Here is an 18051-nt window from a genome sequence, read left to right as displayed (position 1 = left end):
GCTTCATTTATATATATTGTGACCAGTACTGATATTGAACATACTAACATTAAAAATATGGACTGAGATTTGAGCAAATTTTTCGCTGAAATAAGCACGCAAACCTCTAGCCCTGAATCATCAGATCATTTTTATGGCAATTAGTGTAGGGGATTATGCCCCTAACTGTCACAAGCTAATACCATACTCACAAGTCACTCTTAAATCAGCAGCAGCCCTTTACCTGACTAGTAATGTGCTTTAAGTGACGGTTTGTATACTGAAATTGTATACTAAAAATTCGTCTTTTAAAGATTATAATGACAGATGCTTATCGTCACATGACATCACACGCTTAACTTGATTCTTTATCAAAACATATCCACTGACTAAGTTAAATCACCAATACGTAACGAGGGCTTGTTGCATTATTTCGGTGTGCTTAATCGAATTTTTAACAGTAAGCTGCCAAAAATATGGCATTGATGATGCTCAGCCCATAAGCTATATAATCTATCATGCTACACTAGCGATATTTTTATTATTCACCTGATAAATGGTTGGGTTATGACTGTTTCTTCTACGCCAAGCTTTATACCTGAAAGCCTTATGCCTTCAAGACTTGTATCTTTTACTAGTTTTAATAACAACACCGAGCAATTTCATAGCGCCGTGCGCGCGCAACTTGCACAAGATATCGACGTGCTGTTTGCTTATGCTGAGCTGCCAAGCCCGCTGCTTGATGCCTGTCGTTATGTGATGACCGGTCAAGGTAAATTGGTGCGTCCACTATTGGTTGCCAGTGCCTTTGATAGTGTCAATCAAAGCAATGCTAATGATAATGATAATACAGATAAAAGCACTGACAATAAAAACAGCATGGCTAACGCTGATGGTTTGGAAGCTCTATTAGAAAACGACTCCGATTATGATATGGCGCGCCGTGCGGCATTGGCGGTAGAGCTGCTGCATACTTATTCGTTGGTGCATGATGATCTGCCCTGTATGGACGATGATGAGCTGCGCCGTGGTCAGCCAACGGCGCATATCGTCTTTGAAGAATCAACCGCCCTACTCGCTGGCGACGTGCTACAGACGCTCGCCTTTGAAGTATTGACCGCAGAGCTGCCCACTTTTGCGCCCTTTGATTCAGCCATCGTCAGCCAGCTTATCGCAATATTTGCACCACGTGCACGGCGTATGGTTTCTGGTCAAATGCTTGACCTGAATGCTGAGGCTAGTGCTAGTATTTCACAAGGCGATCTAGAAGCTATCCACCGTGATAAAACAGGCGCATTGATTGAAGCCGCTATGCTTATGGGCGGCATCTGTGCTGGTGCGACCGCTCCGCAGCGTATGGCACTGCAAGAGTGCGCTCAGCACATTGGTCTCGCCTTTCAGGTTCAGGACGATATTTTAGACGTCACGACCTCTACTGATACCCTTGGCAAACCTGCAGGCAGCGATGAGAAACTAGATAAATCTACCTATGTGAAATTGATGGGTGTCGAAGACGCGACCAGCTATGCGCAATCGCTATTTAATGATGGACGCACAGCCATCATTCGTGAACTGAGTCGTCATGAATCAAGCAGTAGCGAGCTTGGCAATGACGCAAACAATGATGCTTTACTGGCATTAATAGAATGGCTATGGGCACGTAAAAAATAGCCAAAAATTTAATCATCAAAGAACGGTAATGAGTGGTCAACATGGACAGTAACCCTACCCTGCGTATTTACCTTGGCACTGGCGGTTATAGCGATACCGATTTGCTCGGTACGCTGTATCCAACTGGCACAAAGAAAACGGACTTCTTACGTGAGTACGCCAAACAATACGGCGCGGTCGAGATTAACAGTACCTTTTACGCGCCTATCGGACAGAAAGCCTTTACAGGTATGGTCAATAAAGCCTATGCCGAAGCGAATAGCCAATTGAAATTTGCTGTCAAGCTACATCAAGACTTTACTCATGCGCGTAAGGGCACTGCTGAACATGCGCAAGCGTTTTTAAATGCCCTATCCCCGCTTATCGAAGCCAATGCTCTAGCGCCACTATTATTACAGTTCCCACATGGCTTTGATCGTACCCGTGAGCACCGCTTATATCTGGCTAACCTCGTGAGTTGGTTTAAGGATTATCCATTAGCCGTCGAGTTCCGTCATAACGGTTGGCATACACCGCAAGTGGTCGATAGCTTTACCCAGCAAGGTCTGATTTGGTGTAGCGTCGATTATCCAAAAGTTAGCGGTCTGCCACCGTCACGGCTGATATTTACTCAGCGTACTGGTTACCTACGGATGCATGGTAATAATCTCAACTGGTGGGATGCAATGAGTGCGGCTGATCGTCATGATTATCGTTATAGCGAGGTGGAAATGCAGGATTGGGCGCAAGCGATTGCCAATCAGCGTCAGCATTTTGATACTTTATATATTTTCTTTCAAAATACCGTTAATGCGCACGCTTATTATAACATTGCCATGCTGCGTGAGGCGTTGGGTAAGTTTGGGTTTGAGGTGTTGTAGCTTCAATAGCTAGTAGATACAAACCTGACTTAAAGAATGTATATAGGTAGTATGAATCAAAACAAATAATTTTTTAAACTAACTATTTACGCCGTAGGTTAGCACCTACGCTACGATTACCAAAGAAAGGATAATTGTGAAAATTTCAGATGTTTCTAAAAGGGTTACTCAAAATAAAACTACAATTAAAGAGATTAAAGACTCCTTAAAGCCTATTAGAAAAAGAGAGGCTCTAAAAGTTGGCATATGGCCAGTTACTGTTTATCATGCAACATTAAACCCTAAAATCCAGTCTAAAACCATATTAACAGACTCTACTTGGGAGTTTGTAGAAATATATTTGAAGCAAAACTGTGACGGTTCAAAAAAGCAAAAAAATGCTATCCTGTATTGGCAACAGGCAAGGAATTTTTATCAGGCAACACAATCTCTCGATAATAACTCTAAGCCATTGACTATTTATTATTGCCTTCTAAACGCAACAAAAGCATTACTAGAAACTAAAAAAATTCCCTATAGTTTTGCTCATGGTGTCGCAGGAAGGAGTAGTAACGGGCATAACAATATAAAAAATGAGTTCGTAAGACTAAAAACTAAAGGTGTACTTTCTGGATTATGCAATTATTTAGAAGAGCCAGTCCGCCCAATATCTGTTCAAGAGCCACACGAAGAGTACTCGATTAAAGATATTTTTTATAACCTTGCTTTTATTCATCGTGCCTACAATGTCACCTATTCAAACAGTGCAGAACTATTTATACCCATACTAAATCCACAGCTCGTAAGAGATAAGAGTATTAATCGGGCTTGGTTACAATTTGAGCTTGAACCAGAACATTCTAATAAAACAACATTATCTCGTATATTTCATCTGAAGTATGAACGAGAAAAAATCACGGATAATAGTGAAGGATTCATTATTAGGCATAAAAAGAGATTTGAATGGGATGTTGTCAGAAACGTACCTGACAGTGCAAATAAGCTTCGTTTAGACAACTATATTAAAACTCGTCGTAAAGAATTCCAATACATATACAGCGCTAATGAACTTTGGTATTTAAAAAGGAATGATCTTATTCCAGGTGTTATTAATCATAGTCCACTAGTACTAATATATTCAGCTATGCATCGTCTAAGTGAACTTGCAAGATATGAACCTGATATTCTAAAGTCTCATCTCGAAAAGGATGCCTCATGGCTTCTAAATGAATTTATTAATAAGTCTGTCGTACAGTTTATTGATCAGATTTCTTCTGAGATCACTGGCAACCAATTTCGTATTACAGGGTTTCGCTCCTGATTAACGATGTATTTATTAGCCCAAAGATATTGGCAATTGCTAACAACAATATCAAACCAAAAAAAAAGGACGCTTCACAGCGTCCTTTTTTATTAATCAAATACTTGGTTTAGAGATTACTCTTCAACACCAGCATCTTGACCTTTATATTTCGCATTGGCGTAATCCCAGTTCACTAGCTTGTCTAGGAACGTATCAACATAGTCAGGACGACGGTTGCGATAATCGATATAGTAAGCATGTTCCCACACGTCACAAGTCAATACCGCTACTTGGTCATGTGCAAGTGGCGTATCAGCGTTAGCTGTTTTGGCGATAGACAATTTGCCACCGACTTTATCAGCGACTAGCCACGCCCAACCTGAACCAAACTGAGTCAATGCTGCGTTTTTGAACTCTTCACGGAACTTGTCGTAGCTACCGAAGTCTTCTTCGATTTTGCCTTTTAGATCACCAGTAGGTTCGCCGCCGCCATTGGTTGGCGTCATGCAGTTCCAATAGAACGTGTGGTTCCATACTTGGGCTGCTTGGTTGAACATACCTTGCTTGCTGTCATCTTTAGCAGTCGCTACGATGATTTCTGGCAATGTTTTGTCTTCTAGACCAGAACCTGGTAGCAATTCGTTGAGCTTAGTCACGTAAGCATTGTGATGCTTGTCATGATGGTATTCTAGCGTCTCGGCACTGATGTGTGGCTCTAGTGCGTCTTTTGCGTATGGTAGCTCTGGTAAAGTAATGTTTGACATAGTTATTTTATCCTTGCTGTTTTTAGCCGTCATTTGATAAAAACTCATTATAGAAACTGAATTTTACGCTATTTTTACATGATAAAAAACACGATAAAATGGCGGACTAAATTGGCTGAGTTTATTGTTTGAAATGAATATTATTGCTTAATACCGTTTATTGTTTAACACAGTATCACGTATTATTATGAATCCAAAATTAACTTACTTTTGTTACAGTTTGCTCAAAAGCCAAGTGCTTGACTTCATAAGCATTTATTAACTTAATATTCACAAGCCATAAGATATCATTCACTGTAGCTTGGCGGCTATTATAGCAACAGTAGCGACAAATATCAGTTACCAAATGTTATGGATAACACTGTTAGTATAGCCTTTGGTTGTCTATAGACTAAGCGCAGAATGCCTTACCATGCCAATCGTGCTAGGCACTTAGCTGACTGATAAACTGATGAAATTGGCATTAAGATACCGATATAATTTAAAAACCGATCATACTTTCACCAACCATATTCTTAATAATGACATAACGGAATAACCCTATGAGCACCACAAATACCTCACGATCCTCCATCCAATCAACCCCTGATAATCAATGGGTGCTCGCCAGTAATAATAAAGGCAAACTGGCTGAGTTTAAAAGGCTGTTTGCCGAGGCAGATTTGGATGTGACAATCATCCCGCAAGGACAGCTTGATATCGAAGATGCAGTTGAGGATGGTTTAAGTTTTGTAGAAAACGCCATTATTAAAGCGCGTCATGCCAGCCGTATCAGCGGACTGCCTGCGATTGCTGATGACTCAGGACTATGTGTGCCTGCACTCGGTAACGCACCTGGGATTTACTCTGCTCGCTATGCTGGCGAACACGGTAACGATGCTAAAAATAACGCCAAGCTCATCGCTGACTTGCAGCCTATTCGTACTGAGCACGCGAACGAGCCTATTAAAGGGTTATTTGTTTGCGTACTGGCGATGGTGCGCCATGCTGATGATCCTCTACCGATTATCGCGCAAGGTCTATGGCAAGGTGAGATTTTAGAGACAGCGCATGGTGATGGCGGTTTTGGTTATGATCCGCTGTTTTGGTTGCCAGAGTTACAAGCTAGCGCAGCGAGCTTAAGTGCTGCCGATAAAAACCGCATCAGTCATCGTGGTCAAGCGATTCAGCAATTATTGGCGCAGTTACCGTTGTAGATAACCCTTAAATCTTATAGTCGATTCAATTTAGCCCTTTATCTATTAATGCTGATACAAGAAAGTCGAGCGCAGAGGTACAAATCGTACTCTAAGCGAGATTGACGATGTAGCAGATTCAAAGTGAATGGACGATAAAGAGATAATTTTTACTTTAATAAACAGATAGATTATACTGTTCTACTTTTAAAATTTTGTTGAAAGCCGTTATTTGTCTGTATAATTCACCAAAAAGCGTTATTATGCGGTGCATTAACGGTTTATGATTGATATCTGATAGCGCCTATTACTAAGATATCCGTTTCACATTTTAGTATCAGTCAGCGCCAGTGGTGACCAAAGGCGATTGCTCAAGGTACTGACTTTGACATTGCGCGCTATCGCTATCCCCTATTTATTCCAACGGCAACCCATGGTACACGCCCGTAATTTGAGGCACGGTTTGTCTATTACCATTTAACCCTAAGTACTATTTAATCAAACGTACTATTTAATCCTAAAGGTGTAATCAACATGGCTACAGATTTACAAGTCACAACCAACAAGTTATCTAATAAAGAAACCCAATTGACAGTTAAAGTACCTGTCGAAAAAATTCAAAACAAAGTCGAAGGTCGTATTCGCCAAGTTGCGAAAACTGCCAAGATTGACGGTTTCCGTAAAGGTAACGTCCCTATGTCACACATCCGTTCACAGTACGGTGCTGGCATTCAACAAGAAGTCATCAACGATGTGATCCGTGATACCGTTTTTGAAGCGATCAAATCTGAAGACATCCGCGCGGTTGGCATGCCTAACATCGACGACGTAAAACTTGAAGATGATTTCTTGGTTTATCAAGCCACTGTTGAAATCTTCCCAGAAGTAGACGTGCAAGGTATCAATGAGATCGAAGTTGAGCGTCACACGGCTAAAGTAAGCGAAGAAGACGTCGACACTATGATCGAAAACCTTCAAAAGCAACGTGAAGAATTCGTTGAGAAAAAAGGTAAAGCGGACAAAGGCAATCAAGTAACTTTTGACTTTGAAGGCTCTATCGATGGCGAAAAATTCGAAGGCGGTTCTGCTGAAGATTTCAAACTGGTTATCGGTAGCAACCAGATGATTCCTGGTTTTGAAGCGGGTATCAAAGGCATGAAAGCTGGCGAAGAGAAAGTTATCGACGTGACTTTCCCAGAAGACTACCAAGCTGAAAACTTAGCGGGTAAAGAAGCTCAGTTCAAAATCAATGTAAAATTGGTTGAAAAATCTAAGCTACCAGAAATCAACGAAGAGTTCCTTGAGCTATTCGGCGTGAAAGAAGGCGGCATTGAGAAGTTGAAAGAAGACGTTCGCAAAAACATGGAACGCGAAATCAAAAACGCGGCTCGTAGCCAAGTTAAGCAAGCGACTTTTGACGCATTGCTAGAAAAGAACGAATTTGACGTACCAAACGCGATGCTAGAGCAAGAAATCGAGCGTCAACGCAACATGATGATGCAACGTTTTTCTCAGCAGTTCGGTGCCAATGCTGATAGCTTCGATAAAGACATGCTGCCAAATGAGCTATTTGAAGAGCAAGCGCTACGTGCTGCCCGTCTTGGCATCATCGTTGCTCGCGTTATCGATACCAAAGGCTTAGAAGTCGATCAAGAACGCGTTGAAACCTTCATCAAAGAAGCCGCTGAAAACTACGAAGATCCAAGCGAAGTAATCGAGTATTACACCAATGACAAGCAGCAGCGCGCGAACATTGAGTCTGTGGTACTAGAAGACCAAGTAGTTGATTATTTAATCGAGCAAGGTAAAGTAACTGACAAAGAAGTTAGCTACCAAGACTTGCTAGCTGCACAGCAACAACAGCAGCAAGGCATGTAATTTAGTGAGATAACTTAGCAAGTTGCCATTCAATGGCAACTTGCTAATCTCAATCTAAACATGCTCTAACGCCATGCTCTAACGCCATGCTCTAACATATGTGTTAGGGCATTTTTATTGGGGATTTATATGCTATCTTTATAGACAGTTTATCACCAAGCCCCTTGATAAATGGTTACAGACGCCTTATTAATAGTGAGTCAATCATTTTATTAATAGCACTCATGTTATAAATAGAAAATTATTTTTCACATGAAAAAGTTACTATTGCCTCAATAAAAAAGTTACCATTAGCTCAATTATTTTTAGCGATATCTGGCGCTTATTATTTCAGCCAGCGAATATTATTAAAAAGCGGCAACATCTAACATGATGAGCAGCCATACAAGCGTAGCCGCTCGCTAACTTCAATCCCTTTATTTTATGTACTTATAAACAGGACATCTTTATGACAGATTATGATCGCATCACTGCCAACCCACATTTTGATATGCTGATGAGTGCGCATAATGACGCACAAGGCATGCAATATACCCAAAGCGCCCCTCAAGCTGCGCATGCAGCATTAGTGCCAATGGTCGTTGAACAATCCTCTCGCGGTGAACGCTCGTTTGATATTTTCTCGCGTCTATTGCGTGAGCGCGTTATCTTTTTGACAGGTCAAGTCGAAGACCATATGGCCAATCTGATTGTTGCACAGTTGCTATTTTTAGAAGCAGAAAACCCAGACAAAGACATTCATTTGTATATTAATTCACCAGGCGGCTCGGTGAGTGCAGGCTTGGCAATCTTTGATACCATGAACTTCATCAAACCTGAAGTATCGACCATCTGTATGGGCGGTGCTTATAGCATGGGCTCGTTCTTGCTCGCGGCTGGTCAAAAAGGCAAGCGTTATTCTCTTGCCAATGCTCGTGTCATGATTCATCAGCCTTCAGGCGGCGCGCAAGGTCAAGCAACCGATATCGAAATTAATGCGCGTGAAATTCTAAAAACGCGTGCCCGTTTAAATGAGATTTTGGCTGAGCGTACTGGTCAACCATTAGAGAAAATTGAAAAAGACGTTGAGCGTGACTTTTGGTTAGATGCGAAAGAAGCCAAAGAATACGGTCTGGTTGATGAAGTATTAGAGCGCCGCCCTACTTCTTTATAATTACCGCATAAGAGCAAAAGCTTTGATGGGCATCAAAAGCCTGAGCGTTATACGTTTTGGCTTTGATGTAAAAATCAAAATATTTGTAAGTTTTAAATTTTAGGAGCGCCTTTTATGGCAGAAGATAACACCCCGCATTGCTCGTTTTGCGGCAAAGCCAAAAGCGATGTACAGCAGCTGATTGCCGCTGACGATGCCAATATCTGTAATGAATGTATTGAGCTATGTACCGATTTAATCGCCGATAGCGCTGAAGATGGCGATGATGACAGCGATATTGATACTTCTTGGGTCAATAAAAAGCTACCAACGCCAAAAGAGCTGCGTGCCAAGCTTGATGAATACGTCATTGGACAAGACGCTGCTAAAAAAGCACTAGCAGTTGCCGTCTATAACCATTATAAGCGTCTAAAAGTTAGCCAAACCTTAGCCAATGACAGCAAAAAAGCGAAGATTGGCGCTGACGATGCCATGGTTGAATTGGCTAAGAGCAATATCTTGCTGATTGGCCCAACGGGTTCTGGTAAGACTTTGCTGGCGCAAACCTTGGCGCGTCTACTGGATGTGCCTTTTGCCATGGCCGATGCCACGACGTTAACGGAAGCGGGTTACGTTGGTGAAGACGTTGAGAACATTGTACAAAAGCTCTTGCAAGCGTCGGATTACGATGTCAGTAAAGCAGAGCAAGGTATTATCTATATCGATGAGATTGATAAAATCAGTAAAAAAGGCGACAACCCGTCTATCACGCGTGATGTGTCAGGCGAAGGCGTACAGCAAGCGTTGCTAAAGCTTATCGAAGGTACGGTCGCTGCCATTCCGCCGCACGGTGGCCGTAAGCATCCTCAACAGGAGCTGATCCAAGTTGATACGAGTAACATCTTAATCATCGTCGGTGGGGCATTTGCAGGTCTTGATGCGGTTATTCAGCAGCGTACAGAAAAAGGCGGCATTGGCTTTAACGCCGATGTCAGCTCAAAAGATGATAGCAAACGCAGCTCAGAATTACTGCAACAAGTAGAGCCTGAAGATTTGATTAAGTTTGGTCTTATTCCTGAATTAATCGGTCGTCTTCCTGTTCTTGCTGCGCTCACAGAGCTGGACGAGGATGCATTGGTTCAGATATTGACAGAACCAAAAAACGCCTTAGTTAAGCAATATAAGTATCTATTCGATATGGAAGGCGCTGACATTAGCTTTACCAAAGAAGCGCTCGATGCGATTGCCAAAAAAGCCATGGCGCGTAAGACTGGTGCTCGTGGTTTGCGTTCTATCGTTGAAAATGCGCTACTTGAGACTATGTACGAGTTGCCTTCGATGAAAAATGCCAAGACTGTCATCGTCGATGAGCAAGTGATTAATGAAGGTAAAACACCTGAAATCATCTTTTCTACCGACGACTCAGAGCAAATAGCGATAGATGCTTAGCGGTGGTTATCAGCTTTATTAAAACTGTCATTGAAGTAAAGGCGTCTAGCATATCTTATGCTAGACGTTTTTTTATGGCTGCTCACTTATGATCTTTTTACGACAGCCAATGTATGGATAAAGTGACAGCGGCGTCTATCAATCGTTCATAGCTAAAGCCACAAAGCATGCTAAGGTAAATGTACTACCAACACCTATCACTGATGAAACAAAGGACTGTTTATCATGCTTAACAATGTTACTTCTATCGCAACCTCATTACGTCAACACTTGCCTTTTCATACCACGATAGACCAAGATATTGCCCCTTATTATCATAATCATGTCGCGGCTATTACGGGTGCTGGCTCTGGTATGGGGCGCGAGTTGGCTATTCATTTGGCAAAGATGGGCTGCCACGTGGCACTCTCTGATATCAACGCGGCGCAACTGGCACAGACCAAAGAATTGCTCGTCGGTTATAATATAAAAGCGACTATGACGGTGCTTGATGTCTCAGACAATAAAGCCGTGGAAGCGTGGGCAGATAGCGTCATGGCAGACCATGGCAAAGTGAACTTCATCTTTAATAATGCAGGCGTTGCGCTATATTCGACCGTAGAAGGCAGTAGCATTAGCGAGCTTGAATGGGTCATGGACATCAATTTTTGGGGTGTGGTCTATGGCACCAAGGCATTTTTGCCATTAATTAAAAATAGTGTCAAACAAAGCGAATCGACGAATGGCAGCAAAAAAAACAGAACACGCCAACTTAACGAGCATGGTCACATCATTAATATCTCAAGCCTGTTTGGCTTAACCGCGCAGCCGTCACAATCTGCGTATAACGCCAGTAAATTTGCTGTACGCGGCTTTACCGAAAGCTTACGTCAAGAGCTAGATATTCAGCGCTGCGGTGTGTCAGCGACCTGCATTCATCCCGGCGGGATTAAAACCAATATCGCCAATAGTGCCCGTGGCAATGATAGTATCAATGACATTGGCATGCGTACTGGCCCCAAAGCCATTCAGAGCTTTAATAAATTCCTGAAATTTGATGCAAGCAATGCCGCTTTGATTATTTTGCAGGCTGCCGCGACCAATCAACCGCGCTGTCTGATTGGCAATGATGCCAAAATAATCGACGCGGTACAGCGTGTCTTTCCAGCGACATACAGTCAAATATTGAACGATGTCCATACGCTCTCTCGTAAGCTCAAACCACGCCGCCATAAAAAATCAAGCACGCCAAAATAGTATGTTTTAAAAATCACTCCCCACAAAAAAGCGCTTAAANNTTTAAGCGCTTTTTTGTGGGGAGTATTTCAACACTGTCTTTCAATATGGTTCTTCATACGGTATGAAATTGATTCATGTCCCTCTAAAGCCAAAACACTTTATCTATTTATATACTTTAATTATTTAATATTTGATACAATTATGTTTCTAGCAACTTACAGATTGATGACTCATTCAGATTTTTTGCACAAAAATTAAGATTACTTCTGTCATTTTGACAGCTAAATTATCATAAAAATATATTATTACATATTATTTTTGATAATAAGGATATTCCAATGAAAATACTTTTAAGGGTCAAACCCTCTTCCTCCGTTTTACTGGCTGCTATCTTTGCTATTGGTGCGGTTAGCCTGTCAGGCTGTAGTGAATCAGATACCAAGGCTGTCGACCGTGTCGAAGAAGCTGAAGCATTGGCCCGAGTTAAGTCACTTGAGGCACGTGCCGCAGAAATTAAAGACGAGATGGCTGCAAATCCAAGCGCCAAACTGACCGTTAGCATGCCAGATGAGTCCACTATTCCAGATGATGAGTTCGGCGCAGCAGTACGTCGCGGCTTACAAATCGCCAATCATACTTATAAAGAAATGCCTGACAATGTCGGCAACCAGTTGAATTGTACCAGCTGTCACTTGGGTAACGGCTCAGAGGCTTACGCGGCGCCTTGGAATGGTATGCCGGGCATTTATCCTATTTATCGGTCACGTGCTGGTCGCGTTAATTCAATACAAGAGCGCATCAATGGCTGTTTTGAACGCTCAATGAATGGCAAAGCACTTGATCTAGGTTCAGATGATATGAATGCGATGGTGTCTTATATGAGCTGGCTATCACAGGGTTTGCCTTATGGTGTCTCGCCTGAAGGTCGCGGTTTTGTTAAGGTAGACAAAACTTTAGAGCCAAATACGGACAATGGTAAAAAGCTGTTTGCTGAAAAATGTAGGGTTTGCCATGGTGAAAACGGCGAAGGTCAATATAACGACGATGGCACTTATATCTATCCAGCAGTAGCTGGAGACAAGTCCTTCAACGATGGCGCAGGTATGGCGCGAACTTATACAGCAGCGGCCTTTATCAAGGGCAAAATGCCCTTTGGTCAAGGTAACTCGCTTAGTGACCAAGAAGCGGTCGATATTGCCGCTTACTTTACCCATCTGCCGCGACCTATCAAAGCCAACAAAGACAAAGACTGGCCAAATGGTGATGCCCCTAAAGATGTACGCCGCTAATTAAAACAAGCTCATAATTTATATAGTAAAAAAGCCCAGCTATTTAAGTAGCTGGGCTTTTTTACTATTGATAGTTAGGACAATTTGCGTCCTTTATCTTTAATTTAAGGCAATTTCATATCACCATCAACCAGCCAGCCCACGCGGCGCATCACATGAGCGACCACCCCTGCAATTAGGGCAGGTAATACAAACATCAACAAAATAATCGCTGTCCATAATTGACCCGTACTCATGATATCTTGTGACGCTTCAATCACTCCAAATACGCCGACCAATCCAGCAGTACCCATACCTGCACCCGTTGCCGTACATGCCAGTCCAAAGCCTACGGTCGCGATAGGACCAACGATGGCGCTAGCAATCACAGCAGGCAACAACACCAGCGGTTTTTTTAACACATTAGGAATCTGTAGCATACTGGTGCCCAGACCTTGAGATATCACGCCACTGACGCCGTTGTCTTTATAGCTTGCAACGGCAAAGCCAATCATGTGTGCCGCACAGCCTACCACTGCTGCCCCGCCTGCTACGCCACCAAGCCCAATTGCGATACAAATAGCAGCGCTGGACGTTGGCAATGTCAATAAAATACCCACCACCACTGCAATCACAATACCCATTAACAGAGGCTGTAACTCAGTGGCCGCTTGAATACCTTGACCAATGGCAGCGACCGCAGCGACGATAGGTGGATTCAATAGGGCGCAAACTGCTAATGCTACCGCGCATACCAATAAAGGAACCAATAGAATATCAAGCTTGGTTTTGCCAGCGACCCAAGTACCAGCACGATAAGCAAATACTGAGGTCAAATACGCCCCTATCGGATTACCCGGTAACGCGGCAAAGGTCGCAGGTCCGCCTACTTGGGGCGTAAATAACGTCCCTGCCATTAATGCTTCAGAGTGTGCGCCAAGCATACCCGCCACCAAGCAGCTGAGCATGACGAGCGTCGGTGCTTTAAGGTAATAGGCGATCCCTACTCCGATACCCGCACCCATTAGTACTGAGGCAAGCTTGCCCACCGCAACCAATGCGGGCAAATCTAACCAGCCACCGATTTGCGAGATGATTAGACCAGCAATCAATGTGACAAATAGCCCTAAAGCCATGCCAGTAAACGCATCAATAAAATACTTTTGGAAAAATGCTTTAATGAAGCCAGTAGGCGGTGTTGCTAAATGAGAGACAGTCATAGCCACGCTCTTTATAAAATTTTTGATGAAAGGTAATAAACCAACAGAAAAATAACTTTGCTAAAAATCAGAGATAAAAAAAACGTCATTGCGACGCTTTTTTTATTATTCATAAAGAGCTATAACTGTCATTAAACAGCATAACTTAACGACGCTGTTCAACAATAATGGAGTCAATACCATTATTCTGTAGGCGCTGCTGAGCAGTGGTTACTGCTTGGCGATTATTCATCGGGCGAGAAATAACCTGATAAATTGGCAAACCATTACCCGTCGTATTCTTAACCACTCTAGCGTCTACACCCGCCATCAGCACTTGGGCACGACGACGATCTGCCTCATCCGCATCACCGAAGCTGTTTATCTGCAAAATGTAAGTTGCCGCAGGTTTTGCAGCCTGAACGCTAGCAGTACCTGCGCCTGCATTATTGGTGGACGTATTATTGTTACTAGTAGGCGTCGATCCATCATAGGTCGCGTCTTCTTCAACGATCACAATGTCATCGCCGCTATTACTGGTAGCCGCGTTATTACCACGACTAGGCGCAATAACCGTGTTTTCAGAGATACCAAAGTTACCAGTATCATCATTGCGACTGGCTGAGCCATCTTCAGGTTGAGTCACCACCACATCAGGCTCAAAGGCACTGATATCCCCTATGCGATCATTGCCTGTCTCAGCAATATCTTCATCAGGAATAGTCGCCATCTCTTGATTGGGCAAAATATCATAGAACTCATAATCACCATTATCAGTATCAGTGTCGACACGTGGCTGCACCTGACGATCAGGATCATTACCAGCGGTGCTGTCAGCGGGACTGAAATCAAATAATGGTGACAAGTATATAAATACCCCTATCATAAGGGTCAATACCGCCCCGACAAACATCCACAATAAGCCTGATACGCTACTTGTTTTGCGTTTTTCAGTCGCACCTTTAGGTTTTTTGGCTAGCATGGATCTGGTTCTCCCTACTGAATCTAACTATCATCAAATTATGGCTGGCAGTCATCTATACTCATACTACATGTTAGAAAGTTACTATATACTAGAAAAAAACTACATGCTAGATGGTGCCGACAACCCTAACAAACTAAGACCATTGGCCAATACTTGACGTACGGCTTTAGACAAACGCAAACGGGCTTGCATCAATTCCATCTCATCCGAGCTTGGTGTCTCACCTGAGGTCAAACTCACTGGCAAAATACGATTGCTGTCATACCAACCATGAAATAGCGCTGCCAACTCTTTAAGGTAGTTGGTCAAGACATGTGGCTCATAACCCGTCGCAGCGCGTAATAATGTCGCTGGATATCCTGCTAATAGCTTAATCAGCTCGTCTTCGTTTGGTGCGCTAAGTAAGTTTTGATGTTCTAAACCAATCGCATCGTCTACCACAAGACCACTATTTTGTAGCTTTTCTAATACTCGGCAAACACGAGCATGCGCGTATTGAATGTAATACACTTGATTGTCTTTGCTTTGTGATTTAGCCAGCTCCAAATCAAAATCAATATGCACCTCAGGCTTACGGGCGACATAATAAAAACGCGCGGCGTCGTTACCAACTTCGGTACGTAAATCACGCAGGGTGACAAATTGACCTGAACGCGAGGACATTTGTACTTTTTCACTGCCACGCCATAATGCAACAAATTGCACAAGCACCACATCTAAACGCTCAGCATCAATACCAAGCGCCAATAAAGCAGCTTTTACGCGTGGCACATAACCATGGTGATCGGCACCCCAAACATTGACCACTTTATCAAAACCACGATCAAATTTGTTTTTGTGATACGCAATATCAGAAGCAAAATAAGTAGATTGGCCATTGGCACGGCGCACAACACGGTCTTTTTCATCACCAAAATCGGTTGATTTAAACCAAATATTACCGTCTTTTTCGTATAGATAGCCTTTTTCGTCTAAGGTTTGCAAGACTGGCTCAATATCGCTATCAATAGACCGTTCGCTAAACCAGCACTCGTAGCGCACACCAAAGTCATTTAAGTCATCTTTGATATCGGCTAAAATACTGCTCAATGCGGCATTCAAAAACAGCTCATAACCCTCACCAAGCAAGGCTTTACTGTTGGCAATCAAGCCATCAATATGCGCTTCTTTGTCACCTGATAGCAGTGTTTTTTCGCCGTCCGCATTGACCTCAAACTCAGCATCTGCTGGCACATCTTTGGCGATTGCTGCAAAGCTATGAACGTAATGATCACCGTGTTGCGCTTTTAACGTTTGGGCGATGTCACTGACATAATCACCTTGATAACCATTGACTGGGAAGATTATTTGCTCACCGTTGCTTTCCAGATAACGCAAATAGGTACTGGTCGCCAAGATATCCATCTGCCGACCCGCATCATTGACATAATACTCACGCGTGACGTCATAACCAATCGCTTCCAGCAGGTTTGCCACGCTCATACCGAACGCTGCACCGCGACCATGCCCAACGTGCAAACTTGACGTTGGATTGGCAGAGACAAACTCAACCTGAATTTTCTGCCCGTCAAACTGATCGCTTAAACCAAAGCGATCTTGCAAGGCAAAGATATCATCTAATACCGCAAATTTGGCTTCCGCATTTAAGAACACGTTAATAAAGCCTGGACCTGCGATTTCTACTTGGCGAATGTCTTGGTTTTCAGGCAGCGCATTGACGATTTTTTCGGCAAGCTGTCGTGGATTGACCTTGGCAGCTTTGGCCGCTGTCAGCGCGATATTACTGGCGAAATCACCATGGCTTAAGTCTTTAGTACGGGTGATTTGGCTATTATTTTGCCAATCGCTTGGTAACGTGCCATCTGCTTGTAGGGTTTGAATCGCATCGTTAAATAGTGATGCAAGTGTATCAATTTGGGCTTGTGACATAAGGATTTGAACTCAATTAAATAAACAACAAAAACGGTATAAAAATGTGGCGAATGCGAGCAGCCAATAACTGCCTATTATAATAGCGACCGACATTGCAGGGGATAAAATAATACAAAAAAGATAAGTAACCTGTAAATATAACAATCTTTGCCCTGCATTGCACCATTTGCATCAAAATTAGCACTAAAATCTTACGGTTATGACAGTTAACACTGATAATTTAAGTGACTAGGGCGTGCCCTCATTGTAAAAATGGTGATAAAAAGGAGATAAATTGCCGTCAAACAAAGAAAATAGCGCAAACAATATCGAGATATTGATAAGCTATTTGACGATGTTTGGCAAAATTTAGCCCTTTTTAGCCCATTTAGAGGATGATTGATTGAATTGAAGACACGCCCTAACAGACGCGTTGCCTGTGCTTTCATTCACGATAAGTCAGATTAAAATATTTTAAATAGATCAGGATTTAGCGCTGTTACCGATCAGTCAGCCCTGCAAATTGTAGCGTTACTGTTGTCTCATACTTAGCAGCAGTTTATACCTGCTCGCTTCCGCGCTATAATAACGGTTTGTATTGCTGCCTGCTTTTTTCTGACTTATTTTATGGATTACTGCTTATATCATGAATGGTGATACTTCATTTTGAAGGCAATTATTATCGAAAGATTCATAAAATAATAGAAATAAATAAAGGCGGCGTTACTACTTTATAGGATTATGCCATGTTTGCTATTGCTGCCAGTACGGTTACCAGTTGGGGATTGTATGTTTTACTACCCATATTTATCGCCTTCTTATTTTTTATTATGTGGGATATCTCTAAAGAATCTCAAGCTGGGCGCGCGGGTACATTTTGGATTTTCTTAGCACTAGGCGCAGGGTTTGTGGGCTTCTTACTCAAGCTATTATTGGAAGTCGCTTTTAAAAGGTGGTTGATATAATTTTTATATGACTAGGCCGTGTCCTCACTGTCGATGATAGGTAATAAATAACTCGCCTATCACTGATAAATAAGCGGTTAAATAATCAATTAAAAAATACATGGCTCATGACGGCTTCACTTTACAGTGTGTCAATCATTCCTACCAAAATATCACTCACTGAGCCTTGCTATCATTTTTAACAAACCCCCAACCTTCAAAGGGATCACCATACGCATCTGATGCCATAGCAGGTAGCGAGAATAGACCAATCGTCATACAAGCCATTATTTTTTTCATAATCTCTCATCCTTGCTATATTTGCAGTCCATTTCC

Annotated in this window: 15 protein-coding genes; 10 read left to right on the top strand and 5 right to left on the bottom strand. The window is 42.5% G+C overall.

Going from position 1 to position 18051, the window contains the following annotated elements:
- Positions 1-546 precede the first annotated feature (546 nt).
- The 3 genes from B2575_RS03615 to B2575_RS03605 all read left to right on the top strand — a co-directional run bounded on the left by B2575_RS03615 (position 547) and on the right by B2575_RS03605 (position 3810).
- The gene (locus tag B2575_RS03615) at positions 547-1650 is read left to right on the top strand and encodes a polyprenyl synthetase family protein (protein WP_296240182.1); all 1104 of its coding nucleotides are present in this window, start codon (positions 547-549) and stop codon (positions 1648-1650) included.
- 41 nt (positions 1651-1691) lie between these two features.
- The gene (locus tag B2575_RS03610; protein ID WP_296240180.1) at positions 1692-2510 is read left to right on the top strand and encodes a DUF72 domain-containing protein; all 819 of its coding nucleotides are present in this window, start codon (positions 1692-1694) and stop codon (positions 2508-2510) included.
- 136 nt (positions 2511-2646) lie between these two features.
- Positions 2647-3810: a YaaC family protein gene (locus tag B2575_RS03605; protein ID WP_296240179.1), complete on the top strand. Its 1164-nt coding sequence runs from the start codon at positions 2647-2649 to the stop codon at positions 3808-3810.
- A gap of 116 nt (positions 3811-3926) precedes the next feature.
- Here the strand turns inward: B2575_RS03605 and B2575_RS03600 are convergent, their stop codons facing one another.
- Complete coding sequence (locus B2575_RS03600) at positions 3927-4556, bottom strand: superoxide dismutase (protein WP_238035046.1); 630 nt, start codon at positions 4554-4556, stop codon at positions 3927-3929.
- Between the two features lie 542 nt (positions 4557-5098).
- On the opposite strand from B2575_RS03600, the gene rdgB reads away from it, so the two are divergent.
- The 6 genes from rdgB to B2575_RS03570 all read left to right on the top strand — a co-directional run bounded on the left by rdgB (position 5099) and on the right by B2575_RS03570 (position 12697).
- Positions 5099-5752, top strand: coding sequence for an RdgB/HAM1 family non-canonical purine NTP pyrophosphatase (gene rdgB, locus B2575_RS03595; RefSeq protein WP_296240174.1), 654 nt, complete (start codon positions 5099-5101; stop codon positions 5750-5752).
- Between the two features lie 513 nt (positions 5753-6265).
- Positions 6266-7609, top strand: a complete 1344-nt coding sequence (gene tig, locus B2575_RS03590) for a trigger factor (RefSeq protein WP_055125866.1) — start codon at positions 6266-6268, stop codon at positions 7607-7609.
- A 448-nt stretch (positions 7610-8057) separates the two neighbouring features.
- Positions 8058-8762 (top strand): ATP-dependent Clp endopeptidase proteolytic subunit ClpP, encoded by a 705-nt coding sequence (clpP, locus tag B2575_RS03585; RefSeq protein WP_270896824.1) that lies wholly within the window; start codon positions 8058-8060, stop codon positions 8760-8762.
- A gap of 114 nt (positions 8763-8876) precedes the next feature.
- The gene (clpX, locus tag B2575_RS03580; protein ID WP_087814795.1) at positions 8877-10190 is read left to right on the top strand and encodes an ATP-dependent protease ATP-binding subunit ClpX; all 1314 of its coding nucleotides are present in this window, start codon (positions 8877-8879) and stop codon (positions 10188-10190) included.
- A gap of 225 nt (positions 10191-10415) precedes the next feature.
- Positions 10416-11426, top strand: a complete 1011-nt coding sequence (locus B2575_RS03575) for an SDR family NAD(P)-dependent oxidoreductase (RefSeq protein WP_296240171.1) — start codon at positions 10416-10418, stop codon at positions 11424-11426.
- A gap of 320 nt (positions 11427-11746) precedes the next feature.
- Positions 11747-12697: a c-type cytochrome gene (locus B2575_RS03570; RefSeq protein WP_296240170.1), complete on the top strand. Its 951-nt coding sequence runs from the start codon at positions 11747-11749 to the stop codon at positions 12695-12697.
- Between the two features lie 104 nt (positions 12698-12801).
- On the opposite strand, the gene B2575_RS03565 is transcribed toward B2575_RS03570, so the two are convergent.
- The 3 genes from B2575_RS03565 to argS all read right to left on the bottom strand — a co-directional run bounded on the left by B2575_RS03565 (position 12802) and on the right by argS (position 16789).
- Positions 12802-13896 carry a PTS transporter subunit IIC gene (locus tag B2575_RS03565; protein WP_296240168.1) on the bottom strand — a complete coding sequence of 365 codons (1095 nt, stop codon included), beginning with the start codon at positions 13894-13896 and terminating at the stop codon, positions 12802-12804.
- Positions 13897-14041: 145 nt separating this feature from the next.
- Positions 14042-14857: an SPOR domain-containing protein gene (locus B2575_RS03560; protein ID WP_296240167.1), complete on the bottom strand. Its 816-nt coding sequence runs from the start codon at positions 14855-14857 to the stop codon at positions 14042-14044.
- Positions 14858-14959: 102 nt separating this feature from the next.
- Positions 14960-16789, bottom strand: a complete 1830-nt coding sequence (argS, locus tag B2575_RS03555) for an arginine--tRNA ligase (RefSeq protein ID WP_296240166.1) — start codon at positions 16787-16789, stop codon at positions 14960-14962.
- 728 nt (positions 16790-17517) lie between these two features.
- On the opposite strand from argS, the gene B2575_RS03550 reads away from it, so the two are divergent.
- The gene (locus B2575_RS03550; protein WP_045448016.1) at positions 17518-17736 is read left to right on the top strand and encodes a DUF2788 domain-containing protein; all 219 of its coding nucleotides are present in this window, start codon (positions 17518-17520) and stop codon (positions 17734-17736) included.
- A gap of 156 nt (positions 17737-17892) precedes the next feature.
- Here B2575_RS03550 and B2575_RS03545 read toward each other — a convergent pair whose 3' ends face one another.
- Positions 17893-18015 (bottom strand): hypothetical protein, encoded by a 123-nt coding sequence (locus B2575_RS03545; RefSeq protein ID WP_265732813.1) that lies wholly within the window; start codon positions 18013-18015, stop codon positions 17893-17895.
- Positions 18016-18051: the final 36 nt, after the last annotated feature.

Origin of the sequence: Psychrobacter sp. UBA6739 (genome assembly GCF_002453835.1) — a bacterium.
Classification (GTDB): Bacteria; Pseudomonadota; Gammaproteobacteria; order Pseudomonadales; family Moraxellaceae; genus Psychrobacter; species Psychrobacter immobilis_A.
This window is presented reverse-complemented; position numbering and strand designations above follow the sequence as displayed.